Below are 17,385 nucleotides of genomic sequence, written 5' to 3' on the forward strand. Positions count from 1 at the left end.
GGACGTCCTCACTCGTTGGCGGGAATTGTCCCTGTGGCGAAGGCCCCAAGGGACAATTCTCACCTGTCGAGGCTGCCCGGATCACGCCTCGCGGGGCCTTCTCCCTGCTCAGCGCTCGATGATCGTGCGGTGGTAGTTCAGGTGGGACCGCGAGGCCGTCGGGCCACGCTGGCCCTGGTAGCGGTTGAGGTAGGGGCCGGAGCCGTAGGCGTGCTCGGCGGGCGAGGACAGTCGGAAGAAGCACAGCTGGCCGATCTTCGACCCCGGCCAGAGCTTGATCGGCAGGGTGGCCATGTTCGACAGTTCCAGGGTCACGTGGCCGGAGAATCCGGGGTCGATGAACCCGGCGGTCGAGTGCGTCAGCAGTCCGAGCCGGCCCAGCGAGCTCTTGCCCTCGAGCCGGGCGGCGATGTCCTCGGGCAGGGTGACCTGCTCGTAGGTGGAGCCCAGCACGAACTCCCCCGGGTGCAGGATGAAGGCCTCCTCCGGGTCCACCTCCACCAGCCGCGTCAGGTCCTCCTGGGGCTGGGAGGGATCGATGTGAGCGTACTTGTGGTTGTCGAACAGCCGGAAGAACCGGTCCAGGCGCACGTCGATGCTCGAGGGCTGCACCATCTCCGGGGCGGAGGGGTCCAGCTGGATGCGCCCGGAGTCGAGTTCGGCCCGGATGTCGCGGTCGGAGAGCAGCACGGGGCAACGATAGCGCACCGGCCGTGCGTCAGGGCCCGGACGGGGAATACCCTCTTTCCATGACGGTGTATGAGACCCCGCTGCCGGGGATCGGATCACGCAAGGAGATCGAGCTGCGGGACGGCCGACGGATCGGCATCGTCTCGCACCGGGACGGCCACACGGAGCTCATCGTGTCCTCCCTCGAGGACCCCGACGCCTGCGTGGCCTCCGTGCCCCTGTCCCACGAGGAGGCCGCCTCGCTCGGGGCCCTGCTGTCCGCTCCCCGGCTCGTGGCCCAGCTCGAGGACGAGCACGCCGAGGTGCCCGGCATCTCCACGCGGCAGATGGTGCTCGCCTCGGACTCCCCCTTCGTCGGGGAACCCCTGGGGGCCACCCGCATGCGCACCCGCACCGCGGCCTCGATCGTGGCGGTGATCCGCGCCGGGACCACCCATCCCTCGCCGGGCCCGGAGTTCCTCCTGGAGGAGGGTGACGTGCTGATCATCGTGGGCACCGGCGAGGGCCTGCGCCGGGCCGCCGAGATCCTGTCCCTGTGACGCCGTGATCCCGTGAACACCACCACCCTGGCCCTCATCGAGCTCGGCGCCATCCTGCTGCTGCTCGGAGGGCTGGGCCGGTTCGCCGCCCGGATCGGGATGTCACCGGTACCGCTGTACCTGCTGGGCGGGCTGGCGATCGGCTACGGCGGCATCCTCTTCGGCCGCGACCTGAATCCCATGACGCACGACTCCGAGCTGGTCCCCTTCCAGGACATCAGCGAGTTCACCCACCTGGCCAGCGAGATCGGCGTGGTCCTGCTGTTGCTGATGCTGGGGCTGGAGTACTCGGCCCGGGAACTGGTCACCGGGATGCGGGCGTCCTGGCGGGCGGGACTGGTCGACCTGGTCCTGAACTTCCTGCCCGGCGCCGTGGCCGGCTGGCTGCTGGGCTGGGGCGCGGCGGGTGCCGTCGTCCTCGGCGGGATCACCTACATCTCGTCCTCCGGCATCATCGCCAAGGTGCTGGGCGACCTCGGCCGGCTGGGCAACCGGGAGACGCCGGTCGTCCTGTCCATCCTGGTCTTCGAGGACCTCGCCATGGCGGTCTACCTGCCCGTGCTGACCGCCCTGCTCGGCGGGCTCTCCGTGGCCGCCGGGGCCCAGGCACTCGGGGTGGCGCTGCTGGTGGTCGCGATCGTCCTGGTGGTGGGGCTCCGGTTCGGACCGCAGATCTCGCGCTTCGTGGCCTCCCCCGAGCAGGAGACCTTCCTGCTCAAGGTGCTCGGCCTGGCACTGCTGGTCGCGGGGCTGGCCGGCGCCCTGCAGGTCTCGGCCGGTGTCGGGGCCTTCCTGCTGGGGATCGCGATCTCGGGGGCCACCGCGCACTCGGCCCGGGACCTCCTGGAACCCCTGCGGGACCTGTTCGCCGCCCTGTTCTTCGTGCTGTTCGGCATGAACACGGATCCGCGCACCCTGCCCCCGGTGCTCGGCTGGGCGCTGTTGCTGGCGCTGGTCACGGCACTGACCAAGGTCGCCACGGGCTACTGGGCGGCGCGCCGGGCCGGGATCGGCACCGCCGGCCGATGGCGCGCCGGGGCCGCCCTGACCATCCGCGGTGAGTTCTCGATCGTCATCGCCGGCCTGGCCGTGACCTCCGGGGCCATGGCCACCGACGTGTCCGCACTGGCCACCGCCTACGTCATGTCCCTGGCGATCATCGGCCCGGTGCTCACCCGCTACGCGGACGGCGTCGGCCGGGCCGCGGCCCGGCGGCAGTCCCGTCTCGCCGGCGCGCAGACGGCGAGCGGGCGGACTGCGGACGGGCGGACTGCGGGCGGCGAACTGAGCCTGGACTGACGACGGGCCACGGGGACCACGCCCCCTCACAGCACCCCGGATGACCCCCGCGATCGCCACGCCGAGCGCACGTGGCACGCCACGCCGCCCAGAGCGTGTAAGCTGAAAAGCACGTGACGGGCGCGTAAGCTCCTGTCCTGCGGGCGTAGCTCAATGGTAGAGCGCTTGCTTCCCAAGCAAGATACGCGGGTTCGATTCCCGTCGCCCGCTCTCTTCATGTCCAGAGCGGCCACTGGGCCTCCTCCGGTCAGGCAGCGAGGGGGCGCCCGGTGGTCGAGGTACTGTCCGGGTTCACCGTGGTCTGGGTGATCATCCTGGTCGGATACCTCACCGGCCGCACCGGCGTCCTGGGCACCCATGGCCAGCAGGTCCTCTCCCGCACCGCCTTCTTCGTGGCCAGCCCGGCCCTGCTCTTCGACACCCTCGCCGCCGCGGACGTGCAGTCGGTCCTGGGCCCCCAGCTGGTCGTCGCCGGTGCCTCCGCGCTGGCCGCCGGGGGCATCTACCTGCTGGTGGCCCGCCTGCTGCTCCCCCGCCGGAGCGGCTCCGAGACCGTCATCGGCGCGCTGAGCGCATCCATGGTCAATTCGGCGAACCTCGGCATCCCGATCGCCGCCTACGTGCTCGGCGACGCCGCACTCGCCGCCCCCGTGCTCATCTTCCAGCTGGCCCTCTACACGCCCATCTACGTCGCGTCCCTGGATGCCACCACCGCTTCAGAGGCCCGGGCCCGCGGCCGGGGCGCCGGGGCGGGCCACGACGCCGGCCGCCGGGCCGGTCCGATCCGTCCGGTCGGCCGGTGGGCCAGGTTCTGGCGGCAGGTGGGGCACATCGCCCTGAACCCGATGATCATCGGTTCGGCGCTGGGCCTGGTCTTCTCGGCCACCGGCTGGCAGCTGCCGGGCCCGGTCGGCGAGTCCGTCAGCCTGATCGCCGGCGCGTCGATCCCCGCCATGCTGCTGGCGTTCGGGATGTCCCTGGTCGGTTCGCGCCCGCTGGAGAAGGCCGCGGGCCGCCGCGCCGACGTCGCCGTGGCCTCCGTCATCAAGCTCATCGTCCACCCGGCCCTGGCCTGGGTGCTGGCCGGCCCGGTCATGGGTCTCGAGGGCGACGCACTGCTCATCGCGGTGGTCCTCGGTTCCCTGCCCACGGCCCAGAACGTGTTCGTGGCCGCCTCGCGCTACGAGACCGGCATGGTCATGGCGAAGGACACCGTGCTGGTGACGACCATCGTGGCGATCCCGGCGATGATCGCCGTCGCCCTGCTCCTGGCCTGACCCGGGGGTCAGCCCTCCCGGGCGGCCCGCAGGAGCGCCTCCGAGGGCTCCTGCCCCTGGCCCCGGTACGCGGTGATCAGGCGCGCCGCCCGTTCCTTGCGCAGTTCGCGCTTCGGGTCCAGGCTGGCCTGCCGGTCCGCGGAGCCGTAGATGGACGAGGCGATGTAGGCCAGTCGCCACCGGAGCCGGAACCAGAAGCCCAGCCCGGTGCTGTCACTGGTGACCCGGTACGGCTTGTCGGCCATGGCGCTCGCTTCCCTCGGTGCCCCGCGCTTCCGCCGGACACGGTCCTGCCGCTCGACGTCGAGGCGGCCTGATCAATCTATCGGGGCCCACCCCCTGCATCCGCCCTAGGATGCTTTCATGACAGACCAGCAGTCATCACCGCCGGCGACGTCCTCGCAGCAGACGCCGTCCGGGCCCGCCCCGGGCGCCTCGTCCGCGCTCCTGGAGACCATCCGGGCCGGGTACCGGACCGCGGGTCCGGCGATCACCCTGGGGGCCGCCGTCGTCGAGGACGTGGTCCATGCCGATGCCCCGATCCGCCTGCCGCTGGCGATGATGAACCGGCACGGGCTGGTGGCCGGCGCCACCGGCACCGGCAAGACCGTGACCCTGCAGGTGATGGCCGAGCAGCTCTCCACCGCCGGCGTCCCGGTCTTCCTGGCGGACGTCAAGGGTGACCTGTCCGGGCTGGCCACCGCGGCCACCCCAAGCGACAGGCTCGCCGAGCGGACCACCGCCACCGGGATGCCCTGGGAGCCGGCGGCGTTCCCGGTCGAGTTCCTGGCCCTCGGCGGGGACGGCCCGGGCATCCCGGTCCGCGCCACGGTGGACTCCTTCGGCCCCCTGCTGCTGGCCCGGATCATGGACCTCAACGAGACCCAGGAGTCCTGCCTGCAGCTGATGTTCCACTGGGCCGACGAGCGTGAGCTGCCGCTGGACGACCTCAAGGACCTGCGTGCGGTCGTCATGCACCTGACCAGCAAGGAGGGCAAGGAGGACCTGCGGGGACTGGGCGGAGTGGCCACGTCCACCGCCAACGTCATCCTGCGCGAGGTCACGGCGCTGGCCGCCGGCGGGATGGACGCCTTCTTCGGCGTCCCCGAGTTCGAGACCGCCGAGCTGCTGCGCCGGGCTCCCGACGGCCGCGGGGTGATCTCCTGCCTGGAACTGCCCAGCCTGCAGCAGCGGCCCCGGGTGTTCTCCACCTTCATGGTCTGGCTGCTCGCGGACCTCTTCGCGGAACTGCCGGAGGTCGGGGACACCGACCGGCCGAAACTGGTGTTCTTCCTCGACGAGGCCCACCTGGTCTTCGACGACGCCTCGGACGCCTTCCTCGACGCGATCACGACGACCGTCCGGCTGATCCGGTCCAAGGGCGTGGGCGTCTTCTTCGTGACCCAGTCCCCGCAGGACGTCCCCGAGGAGGTGCTCGGCCAGCTCGCCAACCGGGTCCAGCACGCGCTGCGCGCCTTCACCCCGAAGGACGCCAGGGCCCTGCGGCAGGCCGTGCAGACGTTCCCGCACACCGAGTACGACCTCGAGGAGGTCCTCACCTCCGCCGGCACCGGGGAGGCCGTGGTCACCGTGATGGACGAGGACGGTGCGCCGACCCCGGTCGCCCTGACCCGGATGTGGTCCCCCACCTCGGTCATCGGCCCCTCCACGCCCGAGGTCCTCGACGCGGCGGTGGCCGCCTCCGCCCTGCTCGAGGCCTACGGCCAGGACCAGGACCGGGTCTCGGCGTTCGAGCGCCTCACCGGGTCCGCGACCGCGGCGCCCGGCGCCGGTGCGGCCCGCCCCGTGCCGACGGGTGGGTCCGTGGGCTCGCACACCCCCGGTGCGGGCCAGTCGCAGGCGGACATCGACGCGGAGGCGCGGCGCATCGAGGCCGAGATCCTCGGCCACCCGGTGCCCTCGTCCGGTCCGGTCGAGACCCCGCGGGGCGAGCCGGCCCCACGGCGCGAACCGGCCCCGCCCCCACGGCGCGAACCGGCCCCGGCGCGGTCCCGCCGGGAGGAGAACCCGATGGCCGAGGTCGTCGAGGACATCGCGCGCACCGCCGCCACCGCCTTCGGCCGCTCCGTGGTGCGCTCGGTCTTCGGCACCAAGCGGCGCGGACGCCGCCGGGGAGGCCTGTTTGGCTGAGCGGGTGGACGCACACGGACAGGTTCGCGGCACCGGCCGGCCCGGCCGCACGCTGGCCCTGTGGGGCGGGGCCGCCGCCCTGGCCCTGGTGGCCGGGGGCGTGGCGATCGGGACGGTCAACGCGACGGTCTACTCCCCCGCGGCCCAGGTCGAGCGCTACCTCGACGCGCTGGCCGGCGGGGACGGTGCCGCGGCGCTCGGACTGGCCGGCGGCACGGGCACCGGCGCGGACGGCTCCGGCACCGCGGATTCCGGCACCGGGGATTCCGGCACCGGGGATTCCAAGACTCCCGTCCCGCCCCCGGGGACGGCCACCACGCTGCTGGACGGTGAACCGCTGGCCGCCGGTTTCGCCGCGCTGGAGGACGTCACCGTGTCCCGGGGCGAGGAGACCGGCAACGGCGTCGAGGTGGAGGTCGGCTACCGCCTGGACGGCGAGGACCACGCCACCACGTTCACGGTGGAGCACGAGGGACGCGACTGGCTGTTCTTCGACCGCTGGCGAATGGCACCGGTGACCCTGTCCACGGTCCGGGTGGAGCCGGGGGTGTGGCCCGCCGAGGCCGCCGGGCAGCACCTGGCGGGGACGGTGAACGGCGAGGAGGTCACCCTGACGGGTGAGTCGTCCCCGGTCCAGGACTTCGCGGTCCTGCCGCCGGCGGCGGTGAGCGGCGCAGCCACGAGCACCTACCTGGAGGCGGACCCGGTGCGGACGGTCGTGGACGGGGCCGATCCGTCGGCACCGCTCCCCCTGACCCTCACCCTGCGGTACACGGACGCGGTGGCCGAGGAGGCGAACCGGCAGGTCGACGACTACCTGTCCGGGTGCACGGAACAGCAGGTCCTCCACCCGGCGGGCTGCCCCATGGGCTACGACACCCTGAACCGGATCCCGCCGGACTCCATCAACTGGTCCGTCTCCCCGGACCCGGCGGTCGAGGTCGAGCCCCTGCCGGCCGACGACGAGGGCGGCGAGGGCGACTCCGGGGAGACCGACGTGACGGTGGCCGCACCGGTCCGCACCGAGGCGCGGCTGACCCTCGAGGAGATCGACCTGGTCACCGGCGAGCGTCGCCGCGTGGAGCACGCGGAGCCGATCCTGCTCGAGGCCGACCTGCAGGTCGGCCCGGAGTCGGTGCGCTACGTCCCCCGGGCTCCCTGAGCCCGCCCGGCCGCCGGCTCAGCTGGCGCCGCGGGTGGCCAGGGACTTGCCCCAGGCCTCGATCCCCTGCCAGTCCCGGAAGTCCCCGTACTGGCCCTTGGCGAGCCTGATCATCAGCTTCTCGAGCCAGCTGAGCTTCTCCTCGTAGAGCGCCCCGCGGAAGTACCCGACCTCCTTCGGGCCGTAGGCCTCCAGGGTGGTGCGCAGGCCGTCGTCGAACTCGGGGCCGGCACCCGAGGCCAGGATGAACAGCGGCTTGTTCGCCAGCTCGGCCCGGTGGGTGTCCAGGAAGGCCTTGCCCGCCTTCTCCAGGGACCCGGCGTAGATCGGCAGCGCGACCACCACGGCGTTCACGGAGGCCAGCCACTGCGGCGCGCCCTGCGGGTCCTCGACCACCGTGGTCACGCCCTTGTTGGCGTGCAGGACCGCGGCGATGCGTTCACCGATCTCTCGGGTCGAACCGTGCTTGGACGAGGCAACAACCAGGGTGGTCATGGGATACGGCCGCCTTCGGGTCTCTCGGGTGCGGTGGGCGTTGTCAGTGTATCCCGCGCAGGTCCAGGTCCAGCCGGGTCTCCGGGACGACGTCCCCGTCCCCGGCCGGGTCCGCGTGCACCGTGACCGGGATCCCCCAGTCCTGCTGGTACAGGTGGCAGGCGGCGTGGTCCGGGATCGGCTGGCCCTTCTCGCCGTCGCAGGACGCGGCCCGCGCGGTGATATGCAGGACGCCCTCGGCGATGTCCGGGTTGATGCGCAGCGTGCGGACCAGCCCCGTCGAGGTGCCCTCGCCGTCCAGCAGCAGCTCCTCCGGGGAGGAGGAGATCTTCAGCTGCGTGGGGTCGCCCCAGCGGTCGTCGAGCTTCTGCCCGGTCGGCGCCTCGAAGGCCACGGTCAGCTCCAGCTCGCCGGCGGCCACCGCGGTGCGCGGGCGATGGGTCTGCAGCGCGCCCTCGTCGACCTGCAGGTACTCCTCCGGCACGGACAGGCGGACCAGCTGGTGGGCGTTGGTCTCCACCACCACGATCGAGGCGGCGTTCCCCTCGGCGTCCGGCTCCACCAGGACGTCCGAGGGCTCCTTCAGCCCGCGGGCCAGGGTGGACACGCTCGCCTCGGTGGGGCGTCCGTCCGGGGCGACGCCGGCCGGCGCGTACCGGCGGATCGCGCCGTTGTAGGTGTCGGCCACGAGCACGGAGCCGTCCGGCAGGGCGGCCACGCCCAGCGGGTGCTGGAGGCGGGCCTGGTCGGCCGCGCCGTCGCGGAAGCCGAAGTCGAACAGTCCGGTCCCGACGGCGGAGCCCACCCGGCGGCTCAGCGCACCGTCCGCCGCGGCCGGGTCGGCCGGGGTGATCCGGCGCAGGGCGGAGGACTCGGAGTCGGCCACCCAGATCGTGCCGTCCGCGGACTCGGCGAGACCGGAGGACTGGGCGAACCAGGCCACGGTGGGGTCCCCGTCTTCCAGTCCCTCCAGCCCGGTGCCGGCGTAGACCGCCAGGTCCCCGGTGCGCGGGTCGAAGCTGAACAGCTGGTGGGTGCCGGCCATGGCCACCACGAGGGTGTCCTCGGCCGTGGACCACAGCACGTCCCAGGGGCTGGACAGCGAGGTGTGCAGCGGGTCGGTGCCGAAGGGCGCCAGGGAGAGGGTCGCCTCCGTGTCGGGGTCGGCCGCCTCGCGGGCCCGTTCGGGGTCGATCAGCCGCTGCACGCCGTTGCCGGCCACGGTCCGCACGGTCCCGTCGGCCAGGCGCACGCCGCGCAGGCGATGGTTCACGGAGTCGGCGACGACGACGTCATAGCCGACCGCGTCCGCCACGTCCCGGGGCAGCAGGGTCAGGCCCTGCGGCTCGTTGAACAGGGCGGCGTCCGGGCCGCCGTCGGCCAGGCCCTTGGTGCCGGTCGCGGTGGCCGGGTCGGCGCCGCCGTCGGGGGCCGGGGCGTCGGCCCCGTCCGCGCCCGGTTCGCCGACGCCGCCGATGGTGCGCACCACGGTCGTCAGGTCCTCGGCCAGCTCCACCAGCCGGTGGTGGCCGGTGTCCGCCACGAGGAAGGTGCCCGCCTGCGCGCCACGGGCGCCCAGGGCGATGGCCTTGCCGGGGAACTTGAGGTCCCGGGCCACGGGCTCCGGTGGGACGTAGGGGCCGTTGCCGCGGTGCAGCGTGCCCTTGGCCTCGTGCTCGGCGACGAGTTCCTCGACCAGCGAGGTCAGTCCCGCGACGTGGCCCTCGCCGGACAGGTGGGCGGCGATGTAACCCTCCGGGTCCACCACGACGAGCGTCGGCCAGGCACGCGCGGAGTAGGCCTGCCACGTGGTCAGGGTCGGGTCGTCCAGCACGGGGTGCTGGACGTCGTAGCGCTCCACGGCGGCGGCGAGCGCCTCCGGGTCCGCCTCGTGGTCGAACTTGGGCGAGTGGACGCCCACGGTGACGAGCACGTCCCGGTACTCGGCCTCGAGCGGACGCAGTTCGTCCAGCACGTGCAGGCAGTTGATGCAGCAGAAGGACCAGAAGTCCAGGATGACGATCTTGCCCCGCAGGGCCGCCAGGTCCAGCGGGTTCCCGCCGGTGTTCAGCCAGCTGCGCCCGTGCAGCTCGGAGGCCCGTACGCGCGAGGTCGCGCGCGGTGCGGGGGCCGTGGCCGTCGCGGCGGTGGCGGTGGCGGGAGTGCTGACCGGCTGGTCTTCAGGGCTGCTCATGGGCTCCATTGTCGCCGAGAGCCGCCGGGCGGTTCCAGCCGGGGAAGTCACACAACGCCACGGGCGTAATCGGCCCGGCGTCCGTTACTCCTGGTGGCCCTGGTCGCGGCTCATCTGGTCGTCGGCGGGCGGGGTCTCCCCGGCCGGGACGCCGCCGCCGGGCTCCAGCCCGGTGACGTTGCCCTCCGCCGGGTCGGGGTTCGTCGAGCGGGACTGTTCCTCCGACGTCGGCTCCCAGTCCTGTTCGTCACCGGTGCCGGGCTGGTTGCCGGCGTCGGTGACGCCCCGCTCCGGCTGGTGGGTGCCGTGCCGGTCCAGTTCGCTCGTCTCGGTGTCCCGGAAGCTGTCGTCGGGCTGGGGCTGTCCACCGTGGGCCATCGTCGTCTCCTCGCGTGCGTCGGGTCGTCCGGTCCTCTCGACGCCCTGTCCGGCACACAACCCTCCGGCCCACAGCCCCTCCGGGCCTCAGCCCGTCAGGACCTGCGTGCGGCGGGACGCCGGGACGTCGGTCCCGCCATCCTGTCAGCAACCCGGCCGCCCGTGAACCCCCACCGGGCCGGCACGATCCGCCAGGCCGGGCCGGCGCACCGCCGTGACCCTCCTCGTCGGATCCCGTGCCTGACGGCGCAGGAACGCGTCACAGCGATCCGACGGCGGCGGCCAGGACCTGTTCGGCGATGGTGGTGAACTCCTCGCCGGCCACCTCGGGCTGCCCGATGAAGGAGACCATGACGACGTGGTCCCCGGCCCGGCCGATCAGCACCTGGGCGGTGGTCTCCGTTCCCCCGCCGGCCGGGGTACGGGTCCACACCAGCCCCGAGTCCACGTCCGCGCCGTCGGCCGGGGAGGCCCGGGCCGTGACGTCGAAGGTGCTCTTCTGCAGGTTCTCGTCCGTCACGGTCATCGTCAGGTCGGGGCAGTCCGCCACGAGCCGTTCGACGTTGGCCAGGTGCCGCTCCAGCACCTCCGGGTCCTCGAGGGAGGCGACCTCCACGCTGCCGGTGCCGGTGAAGCCCTCTGAGCCGAAGTCCAGGCGGGAGGCGTCCGCGCCGGGCAGCAGGATCGGCGACCAGTCGACCGCCGTGAGCGGTGCCTTGCACCCGGCCGGTTCCACCGTGGTCCCGGAGGTGTTCGTCTGGCGCAACCGGGACTCCTCGCGGGTCCGCTGGATCTCCGCGTCGGTGGCGGAGACCTGCTGGGTGAACCCGAAGCTGGCCGCGCGCTCGGTCGCCGCGCCCACGGCCCGCTGGTCGGCCCGCGCGTCGGAGGCCTGCGCGGTGGCCTCCGCGTCCGTGGGGGCGGCGGAGGCCGTGCCCGACGACGGCTGGCCGGGCGCCGCGGTGCCGTGCGGATCGGAGGGGGCGGGTGCGGCTCCCTCCGGGGACGCCGAGCAGCCGGTCGCGAGCAGCGCCGCGGCCAGCAGGGTCCCGGCCACGACCAGCCGGCCGGGACGGGCGCTCCGGGGGCGCATCGGGGTGGTCATCGCGGGGTTCCTCCGGTGGTGGTGTCGTCTTCGGCCAGCTGTGCGTACATCCGGTTCCAGGCCTTCAGTTCGGCCTCGTCGTTCAGGTCGGCCTTGCGGTCCAGCCGCCTGGTCTCCTTGGCGTCGGACCGGGACCACATGACCGCGACGATCACGGCCATGATCACGGTGGGCACCTCGCCGATGCCCCACATGATGGCCCCGCCGATCTGCTGGTCGTCGATGGCAGGCAGTCCCCACGGCCGGCCGGTGGAACCGAACCAGGAGGCCTGGAGCAGCGATTCGGACGAGGTCATGGCGACCCCGATGAACGCGTGGAAGGCCATGGTGGCCAGCAGCAGCACCAGGCGCATCGGGTACGGCACGGTGCGCGGCAGCGGGTCGATCCCGATCATCACCGAGGCGAAGATGTACCCGGTGAGCAGGAAGTGCACGTTCATGAACTCGTGGCCGAGGTGCTCGTTCAGGGCGAAGCCGAAGAACGGGGTGTAGTAGAACACCAGGATCGAGCCGGCGAAGTTCACCGCGGCCACGCCCGGGTGGGTGATGAACCGTCCCCACCAGGAGTGCACGATCGCCAGGATCCACTCGCGCGGCCCGCGGGAGCCGTCGGTGCGGGTGGGCAGCGAGCGCAGGGCCAGGGTCACCGGGGCGGCGAGCACGAGGAACAGCGGGGAGATCATGGTCAGCGTCATGTGCGCCACCATGTGCGCACTGAACAGGACCTTGCCGTAGACCGCCGGGGCCCCGGAGGTGACCCAGAACAGGATGGTCAGGCCGACGAGCCAGGAGGCGATGCGCAGCACCGGCCAGGAGTCCCCGCGGCGGTACAGCCGGACGGCGGACCTGACGTACCAGAGGGCCAGGAAGGCGATGATGGCCACCCAGAGCCAGTCGAACCGCCACGTGGTGAACCAGCGCTCGAAGGTCAGTTCCGGGGGCAGGTCGTAACCGGTGAGGATGCGGGCCGGGGAGGCGTCCGGGGCGGTCTCCTCCGGCACGGGCGGAGAGGTCCGGGCGAGCACGGTGGCCAGGGACATGATGCCGGCCATGACGGCGGCCTCCACGGCGATCAGCTGCCACAGCAGGCGCCGGGCGGCCGGCGGCGGGGCGGTGGTGCCCGTGGCCAGCCGGGGGATGATCCACTGCCGGTGCATCAGCCCGGCCAGGCCCAGCAGCAGTGAGCCGATCAGCTTCAGCAGCACGAGCAGCCCGTAGGGGCTGGTGAGCTGTTCGAGGGTGTCCATCCGGATCGCGGCGTTCACCACGCCGGAGAGCACCACGGTGAACAGGCCGAGCCCGGCGAGGACCGAGTACCGGGACACCGCGGTGTAGACCAGCGGCTCGGGGCCCTGGCGGTGGGCGGAGGCCCGGCCGGTGGCCCCGTCCGGGCCGGTGAGGCGTGGGGAGACCAGCATCAGCACCAGCAGTCCGCCGACCCAGACGACCACGCCGAGCAGGTGCAGGCCGATGGAGTTCACGGCGCCGTTGTGGTCGTCACCGGAGGCGGAGTGGCCGATCAGGGCCTGCGGCACGATCGCCACCAGGGCCAGGACGGCCGTCCACGCCAGTCCGGTGGCGGAGCGCACGGCCAGGGTCAGGGAGGTGACCACGGCGGCGATCACCGTCACCACCACCCACGCCTGGCCCACCGAGATGTCCTGCAGGAATCCGACGAGTCCCGAGGTGAAGGTGGCGCTCGGGTCCAGTGGGACGCCCGCGAGGTCGGAGTAGGACAGCAGCATCACGGCCAGCGCGGACACCGTCCAGGCGCCGGCGGCCACGGCCGCCACCTGCATCAGCAGGGTGAACGCCGGGTGCTCGTCCTCACCGCGGCGCGGGGGCAGGATGGCGCAGGCGAAGATCAGCGCGGCGACCGCCGTGGGCATGGCCAGGTTGTGGAGCAGCTTGGCCACCGGCAGCCCCCAGCGGGTGAAGGCACCGGGGTCGGACAGCTCGTCGGCGGACACCACGCCGGCCAGGGAGGCCGCGAGCACGAGCACCGCACCGGCCACGATGCCCACCAGCGGCCACGCCCAGGCCGGGACGCCGGCGCTGCCGGTCGTCCCGGGATCACCACCGGCCGGGGTGGAGCCGTGGGTGGGCGCCGAGCCGGCCCGGGACTGGCGCTGCGGGGTGGTGCGGGAGGAGGTCACGGGTTCCATTCTCTCGCAGCCCGGTCGAACAGGACGTCGCCGACGAATCCGTCCTCGTCGCACCCGGGTGGGATGGCGAAGACCGCCGATCCGACGGGGGTGGTCCACAGGTTCAGGTGATCGGACTCGGCCAGCCGGCGCTGGATGGGCACGTACTGCTGGTCCACGTCGCACTGGTAGGCCGCGAACAGCAACCCGGTGTTGCTCACGGACTCCCCCGGGCCGTCGTCGTAGTTGTACGCCCGCCGCAGCATGGCATGGTCCGGGTTGGCGGTGCGCGAGCGGCGCAGGTGTGCCACCTCGGAGATGACGGGGAACCCGAGGCCGTTCACGGCGCCCAGGTCCGGCGCGTCGTGCTCGGCGGTGCCGGTCAGGGGCGCCCCGGTGCCGAGACGGCGGCCGATGACCTGTTCCTTGCCCGGGCGGTCGAGTCCGTCCCAGGAGTCCAGGTCCATGGCGATGCGCCGCAGCACCAGCGAGGTGCCGCCCGGCACCCAGGGGGTCAGTCGCAGCGGGCCGCTGCCCCCGCCCCACACGATGCGCTCCGCGGCCGCCGACCCCGGGGCCGGGTTGGCGGTGCCGTCGACCTGGCCGAACAGGTTGCGCATGGTGGTCCCGTCCGGCTGGGTCCCGCGCGCTCCGCGGAAGCCGGTCTGGACCCAGTGCACCTCGGCGAAGGCGCGGGCGTCCTTGAGCAGCATGCGGCGCGCGTGGGCCAGGGACATCGGGTCGTCCCCGCACAGCTGCAGCAGCAGGTCCCCACCGGTGTAGGCCGGTTGCAGCCGGTCGATGCCGAAGGCCGGCAACGGCCGCAGCCAGGACGGGGCCAGGGCGGGCGCGGCCCGCTGCAGCAGCCGCGGGCCGAACCCGAACGTGACGGTCATCCGCGCGGGGGTGGCGGCCAGTTCCGGTTCGGTGTCGGCGAGCGTGGCCCGGCCCTGGGTGAGCCGGGCTGCGTCGTCGGAGAGCAGCCGCAGCATCCGCTGGATCCCCGGGCGGTCCGTGGTGGGTTTCAGCGTGAGCGCGAGGAAGATCGCGTGCGCCTGCGCCGGGGTGTCGATCCCGGCCTGCCGGGGGCCGTGGAACGGCACCGTGTCCGTGCCCACCGGGGAGGAGACCGCCACCCGGCCGGCCTCACCGCCCGGTTCCGCCCATCCGGGGGCCTGCACCGGGGCCCCGGCCGGGGTCCCGACGTCGGCCGGCCCGGCCCCCGGGGGGCCGCCCGTCCCGGCGGACGCCGGGGAGGCGTCCGTCGGGACGGGGCCGGGGCCCGTGGCCCCGGTGGCGTAGCCGAGGGCGGTGCCGATCAGCCCGCCCCCGGCGACGCCGGCCCCGAGCAGCAGGGCGCGGCGGGACGGTTCAGTGGTCGCCATGGCCCTGGACGGCGGGGGTCGTGCCCTCACCCTCGGCGCCCGCGTGTCCACCGGCGTCCGTCTCCCCGCCGGCGTCCATCTCCCCGGTCCCCCGGTACTCCTCCTGGGCGCCGGCGAACTCCTTGGCCGGGGCGGTCAGCACCAGGGTGCGGCCGTCCTCGAACTCCAGCCGGACCTCGACGACGTCACCCGGGGCGATGTCCCGGCGCAGCCCCATCAGCATGATGTGGTGGCCGCCGGGCACCAGCTCCAGGCTGCCGCCGGCCGGGATCGTGAGACCGCCCTGGACCTCCCGCATGAGGGTCGCGCCGGTCCCGTCGTCAACGGTCTCGTGGAGTTCGGCCGTCGCGGCGAGGTCGGTGCTGGCCCCGGTGATCCTGACGTCCCGGTCGGAGGCGTTCTGCACGGTCCCGAACACACCCGTCATGGCCTCCTCGGTGGCCTTCGCCCACGGGTCGGTGACGGTGATGGGGCTACCGGTGGTGCCGGTGACAGCCCCGGCGGCGGCCTCGGACGAGGCCGGCCCGGCCGCCTGCGGGGCGGGCTGGGCGCAACCGGTCAGCAGCAGCGCTCCGGCCAGCGCGAGGGCGGGCAGGGCGAGTGCGGACCGGCGAGGGGCGGGCCGGGTGCGACGCCGGACAGGGTGCGCGGTCAATACAGCGTGCGCGGTCAATACAGGGTGCGCGGTCAACGCCGTCCTCATCGCTCAGCCCTCCGAACCCGGCCGGCCGCCGGGGGCGTCGTCGATGGCCCGGGCCCGGCGGAAGACGAGCGTGACGGCCGCGGCCACGACGAGCGCGCCCAGGATCCCGAGGACCCACACCCAGGCGGGCACTGCCTCGCTGGCCGTCTCGGCGGTGGCGGAGTCCGCGGCGGTCGCCTGCCCGTCCGCCGGGCCGTCGGTGTCCGGGGTGCCGGTGGTGTCCGGGGTGCCGGTGGTGTCCGGGGCGCCGGGGGTGGCCGGGGCCGGCTCGGCACCGGGATCGGCCGAGGCCACGTCACCGGTGGCGCCGCCCGGGGAGGCGGCATCGGCCGACGTCGCCCCCTCACCGCTGCCGACCGGGGCATCCGGGTTCGGCACGCCGCAGTCCTGCGGGACCGCCGTGTCCGGGGCCGAGGGGTCATCCACGGTGAAGCCGTACTGCTTGGCCTCGGAGTGGCCGTCGGAGTAGACCACCCGGTAGGCGACGTCGTAGTCGCCGTTGGGCATGCCCTCGCACAGGGCCGAGGTCAGCTCGGGGCCGGCGACCTGCGCGGCACCGTCCTGCCACTGGTGCCCGGCCTCGTCCGTCACCGTGACGAGGTTCTGGATGCCCTGGCCGGTGATGAGGGTGCCCGAGAACGTCAGGGACAGCTCGGCCGGCGCCGCGGTGACGGTGGCCCCGGCCTCGGGGGTGGTGGACAGCAGCTGGTCGTGCGCCAGGGCCGGGGGTGCCGCGGCGGTGGCCGCGGACAGGGCGAGCAGGGCCGCGGCGGTGACGCCGCCCAGGCGTCGGCGGGGGGCCCGACGCCGGCCGGCGGGCCGGGTGCCGGCCGTCCGGTCGGTGGCTGAGCGGGCGGCGCGGGCGGTCCGGGCGGTGGACGCGTCGGCGTCCAGGGCAGGGTGCAGCGGGGAGACAGGGGGGTTCATGGTGTCCTTTGCGGTCCCGGGCCGTACTCGGCGCCGGGCAGGTGGGGGTGTCAGCGGTCAGAGGGACAGCGCTGGCACCGGCGGACCCCGCAACCGGAGAGCGGACGACACGACCGCCCCGGCGCGCAGCACCGGGGCGAGGGGACGGGACGGCAGACGCGGTCGACGGACCGCGGGGACCCAGCGGGCCAAGCGGGCGCCCGGGGCCTGCAGGACGAACCCGACGGCGAGCTCCACCACGCGGGCGGCCATCGCCTCCCCGCGGCGCAGCAGCAACACGGTGACCACCGCTGCCAGCACGTGGGCGGCCACCATGGCCAGGCTGGAGTGGTCCGCGGACTGCAGCGCCTCGGCCCCGGGGAGGGGGCCGTCGACGAGGCCCGGCGCAGCGGCGGGCTGGGAGGCCTCGACGGCCGGGGAGGACGGTGGAACCTGGACGGACTGGGCGGCGAGTCCGGGATGACCCGCGTGGGCGGCGTGCCCGGCGGGGTCCGCCGGCACGGGGCCGGCCGGGTGACCCGGCAGGACCGCGGACTGCGAGTAGAGCCAGTGGAAGAGCAACTGGCTGGACGCCACGGCGGACCCCAGCCGCCACCAGGACAGGGCCCTGCCGGCCAGTGCGGTGCACAGCGGCCCGGCCAGGGCCAGGGTGAGGATCCAGACGACCGGCGCGGGGCCGGCGTCGTGTCCGGGTTCGGTGCTCGAGGCCAGGGTGTGGGACCCGGCGGCCACCAGGGTGGCCACGACAGCGGCGGCCCAACCGCGCAGCAGCCGGGCCGGGCCGCGCAGGCGGCCCGGCCCGGCACTGCGGATCGCGGGACGGTGCCGCGCGGAACTCAGGGGACGGTGCTCCACCACGTCCACCTCCCACCGCGTCGAGACCCTTGGAACGCTCTCGTTCTGACGATCTCCCATGCTACGCGAGTTCTACCGAGC

At 73.8% G+C, this 17,385-nt stretch carries 16 protein-coding genes and 1 tRNA gene; 6 read left to right on the top strand and 11 right to left on the bottom strand.

From position 1 onward, the window contains the following. Positions 1-108: 108 nt before the first annotated feature. The gene (gene dcd / locus PLJ28_RS02280; protein ID WP_010142995.1) at positions 109-690 is read right to left on the bottom strand and encodes a dCTP deaminase; all 582 of its coding nucleotides are present in this window, start codon (positions 688-690) and stop codon (positions 109-111) included. Between the two features lie 59 nt (positions 691-749). Between dcd and PLJ28_RS02285 the strand changes: the two genes are divergently transcribed. The 4 genes from PLJ28_RS02285 to PLJ28_RS02300 all read left to right on the top strand — a co-directional run bounded on the left by PLJ28_RS02285 (position 750) and on the right by PLJ28_RS02300 (position 3,805). After that, positions 750-1,229 carry a cation:proton antiporter regulatory subunit gene (locus PLJ28_RS02285; RefSeq protein ID WP_298044112.1) on the top strand — a complete coding sequence of 160 codons (480 nt, stop codon included), beginning with the start codon at positions 750-752 and terminating at the stop codon, positions 1,227-1,229. Between the two features lie 12 nt (positions 1,230-1,241). After that, positions 1,242-2,528 (top strand): cation:proton antiporter, encoded by a 1,287-nt coding sequence (locus tag PLJ28_RS02290; RefSeq protein ID WP_183527929.1) that lies wholly within the window; start codon positions 1,242-1,244, stop codon positions 2,526-2,528. Positions 2,529-2,667: 139 nt separating this feature from the next. Next, positions 2,668-2,738 (top strand) — tRNA-Gly (locus PLJ28_RS02295). A gap of 59 nt (positions 2,739-2,797) precedes the next feature. Next, a complete protein-coding gene (locus PLJ28_RS02300; RefSeq protein WP_298044110.1) occupies positions 2,798-3,805 on the top strand; it encodes an AEC family transporter in 1,008 nt (335 codons plus the stop codon). Between the two features lie 8 nt (positions 3,806-3,813). On the opposite strand, the gene PLJ28_RS02305 is transcribed toward PLJ28_RS02300, so the two are convergent. Beyond that, positions 3,814-4,050 carry a hypothetical protein gene (locus PLJ28_RS02305; RefSeq protein ID WP_183527933.1) on the bottom strand — a complete coding sequence of 79 codons (237 nt, stop codon included), beginning with the start codon at positions 4,048-4,050 and terminating at the stop codon, positions 3,814-3,816. Between the two features lie 118 nt (positions 4,051-4,168). Between PLJ28_RS02305 and PLJ28_RS02310 the strand changes: the two genes are divergently transcribed. Together PLJ28_RS02310 and PLJ28_RS02315 are read left to right on the top strand one after the other, a co-directional pair. Beyond that, on the top strand, positions 4,169-5,956 hold the full coding sequence (locus PLJ28_RS02310) for a helicase HerA-like domain-containing protein (RefSeq protein ID WP_324589863.1): 1,788 nt from the start codon (positions 4,169-4,171) through the stop codon (positions 5,954-5,956). A gap of 4 nt (positions 5,957-5,960) precedes the next feature. Further along, positions 5,961-7,118 (top strand): hypothetical protein, encoded by a 1,158-nt coding sequence (locus tag PLJ28_RS02315; RefSeq protein ID WP_298044107.1) that lies wholly within the window; start codon positions 5,961-5,963, stop codon positions 7,116-7,118. A gap of 18 nt (positions 7,119-7,136) precedes the next feature. Here the strand turns inward: PLJ28_RS02315 and PLJ28_RS02320 are convergent, their stop codons facing one another. The 9 genes from PLJ28_RS02320 to PLJ28_RS02360 all read right to left on the bottom strand — a co-directional run bounded on the left by PLJ28_RS02320 (position 7,137) and on the right by PLJ28_RS02360 (position 17,364). After that, complete coding sequence (locus PLJ28_RS02320; protein WP_183527937.1) at positions 7,137-7,613, bottom strand: flavodoxin domain-containing protein; 477 nt, start codon at positions 7,611-7,613, stop codon at positions 7,137-7,139. 43 nt (positions 7,614-7,656) lie between these two features. Beyond that, positions 7,657-9,807, bottom strand: a complete 2,151-nt coding sequence (locus tag PLJ28_RS02325; RefSeq protein WP_298044106.1) for an NHL domain-containing thioredoxin family protein — start codon at positions 9,805-9,807, stop codon at positions 7,657-7,659. An 84-nt stretch (positions 9,808-9,891) separates the two neighbouring features. Continuing rightward, positions 9,892-10,185: a DUF6480 family protein gene (locus tag PLJ28_RS02330; RefSeq protein ID WP_298044104.1), complete on the bottom strand. Its 294-nt coding sequence runs from the start codon at positions 10,183-10,185 to the stop codon at positions 9,892-9,894. 259 nt (positions 10,186-10,444) lie between these two features. Continuing rightward, complete coding sequence (locus tag PLJ28_RS02335) at positions 10,445-11,290, bottom strand: hypothetical protein (RefSeq protein WP_324589864.1); 846 nt, start codon at positions 11,288-11,290, stop codon at positions 10,445-10,447. Beyond that, positions 11,287-13,455, bottom strand: coding sequence for a bifunctional copper resistance protein CopD/cytochrome c oxidase assembly protein (locus tag PLJ28_RS02340; RefSeq protein ID WP_183527943.1), 2,169 nt, complete (start codon positions 13,453-13,455; stop codon positions 11,287-11,289). Before PLJ28_RS02340 ends, PLJ28_RS02335 begins: the two co-directional genes overlap by 4 nt. Then, positions 13,443-14,819, bottom strand: a complete 1,377-nt coding sequence (locus PLJ28_RS02345) for a Dyp-type peroxidase (protein ID WP_298044101.1) — start codon at positions 14,817-14,819, stop codon at positions 13,443-13,445. Before PLJ28_RS02345 ends, PLJ28_RS02340 begins: the two co-directional genes overlap by 13 nt. After that, the gene (locus tag PLJ28_RS02350) at positions 14,806-15,522 is read right to left on the bottom strand and encodes a copper chaperone PCu(A)C (protein WP_183527947.1); all 717 of its coding nucleotides are present in this window, start codon (positions 15,520-15,522) and stop codon (positions 14,806-14,808) included. The genes PLJ28_RS02345 and PLJ28_RS02350 overlap by 14 nt, the downstream gene beginning before the upstream one ends. Before the next feature lie 3 nt (positions 15,523-15,525). Further along, positions 15,526-16,449 (bottom strand): copper resistance CopC family protein, encoded by a 924-nt coding sequence (locus PLJ28_RS02355; protein WP_183527948.1) that lies wholly within the window; start codon positions 16,447-16,449, stop codon positions 15,526-15,528. Positions 16,450-16,506: 57 nt separating this feature from the next. Further along, the gene (locus tag PLJ28_RS02360; RefSeq protein WP_255459483.1) at positions 16,507-17,364 is read right to left on the bottom strand and encodes a hypothetical protein; all 858 of its coding nucleotides are present in this window, start codon (positions 17,362-17,364) and stop codon (positions 16,507-16,509) included. Between the last annotated feature and the right edge of the window lie 21 nt (positions 17,365-17,385).

It is taken from the genome of Citricoccus sp. (genome assembly GCF_035445025.1).
GTDB lineage: Bacteria > Actinomycetota > Actinomycetes > Actinomycetales > Micrococcaceae > Citricoccus.

What these genes read in the sequence shown, in the direction of transcription:
- PLJ28_RS02285 (WP_298044112.1), top strand. Translation starts at nt 750, where the DNA reads ATGACGGTGTATGAGACCCCGCTGCCGGGGATCGGATCACGCAAGGAG.
- PLJ28_RS02305 (WP_183527933.1), bottom strand. Translation starts at nt 4,050, where the DNA reads ATGGCCGACAAGCCGTACCGGGTCACCAGTGACAGCACCGGGCTGGGC.
- PLJ28_RS02310 (WP_324589863.1), top strand. Translation starts at nt 4,169, where the DNA reads ATGACAGACCAGCAGTCATCACCGCCGGCGACGTCCTCGCAGCAGACG.
- PLJ28_RS02320 (WP_183527937.1), bottom strand. Translation starts at nt 7,613, where the DNA reads ATGACCACCCTGGTTGTTGCCTCGTCCAAGCACGGTTCGACCCGAGAG.
- PLJ28_RS02325 (WP_298044106.1), bottom strand. Translation starts at nt 9,807, where the DNA reads ATGAGCAGCCCTGAAGACCAGCCGGTCAGCACTCCCGCCACCGCCACC.
- PLJ28_RS02330 (WP_298044104.1), bottom strand. Translation starts at nt 10,185, where the DNA reads ATGGCCCACGGTGGACAGCCCCAGCCCGACGACAGCTTCCGGGACACC.
- PLJ28_RS02335 (WP_324589864.1), bottom strand. Translation starts at nt 11,290, where the DNA reads ATGACCACCCCGATGCGCCCCCGGAGCGCCCGTCCCGGCCGGCTGGTC.
- PLJ28_RS02340 (WP_183527943.1), bottom strand. Translation starts at nt 13,455, where the DNA reads ATGGAACCCGTGACCTCCTCCCGCACCACCCCGCAGCGCCAGTCCCGG.
- PLJ28_RS02345 (WP_298044101.1), bottom strand. Translation starts at nt 14,819, where the DNA reads ATGGCGACCACTGAACCGTCCCGCCGCGCCCTGCTGCTCGGGGCCGGC.
- PLJ28_RS02350 (WP_183527947.1), bottom strand. Translation starts at nt 15,522, where the DNA reads ATGAGGACGGCGTTGACCGCGCACCCTGTATTGACCGCGCACGCTGTA.
- PLJ28_RS02355 (WP_183527948.1), bottom strand. Translation starts at nt 16,449, where the DNA reads ATGAACCCCCCTGTCTCCCCGCTGCACCCTGCCCTGGACGCCGACGCG.
- PLJ28_RS02360 (WP_255459483.1), bottom strand. Translation starts at nt 17,364, where the DNA reads ATGGGAGATCGTCAGAACGAGAGCGTTCCAAGGGTCTCGACGCGGTGG.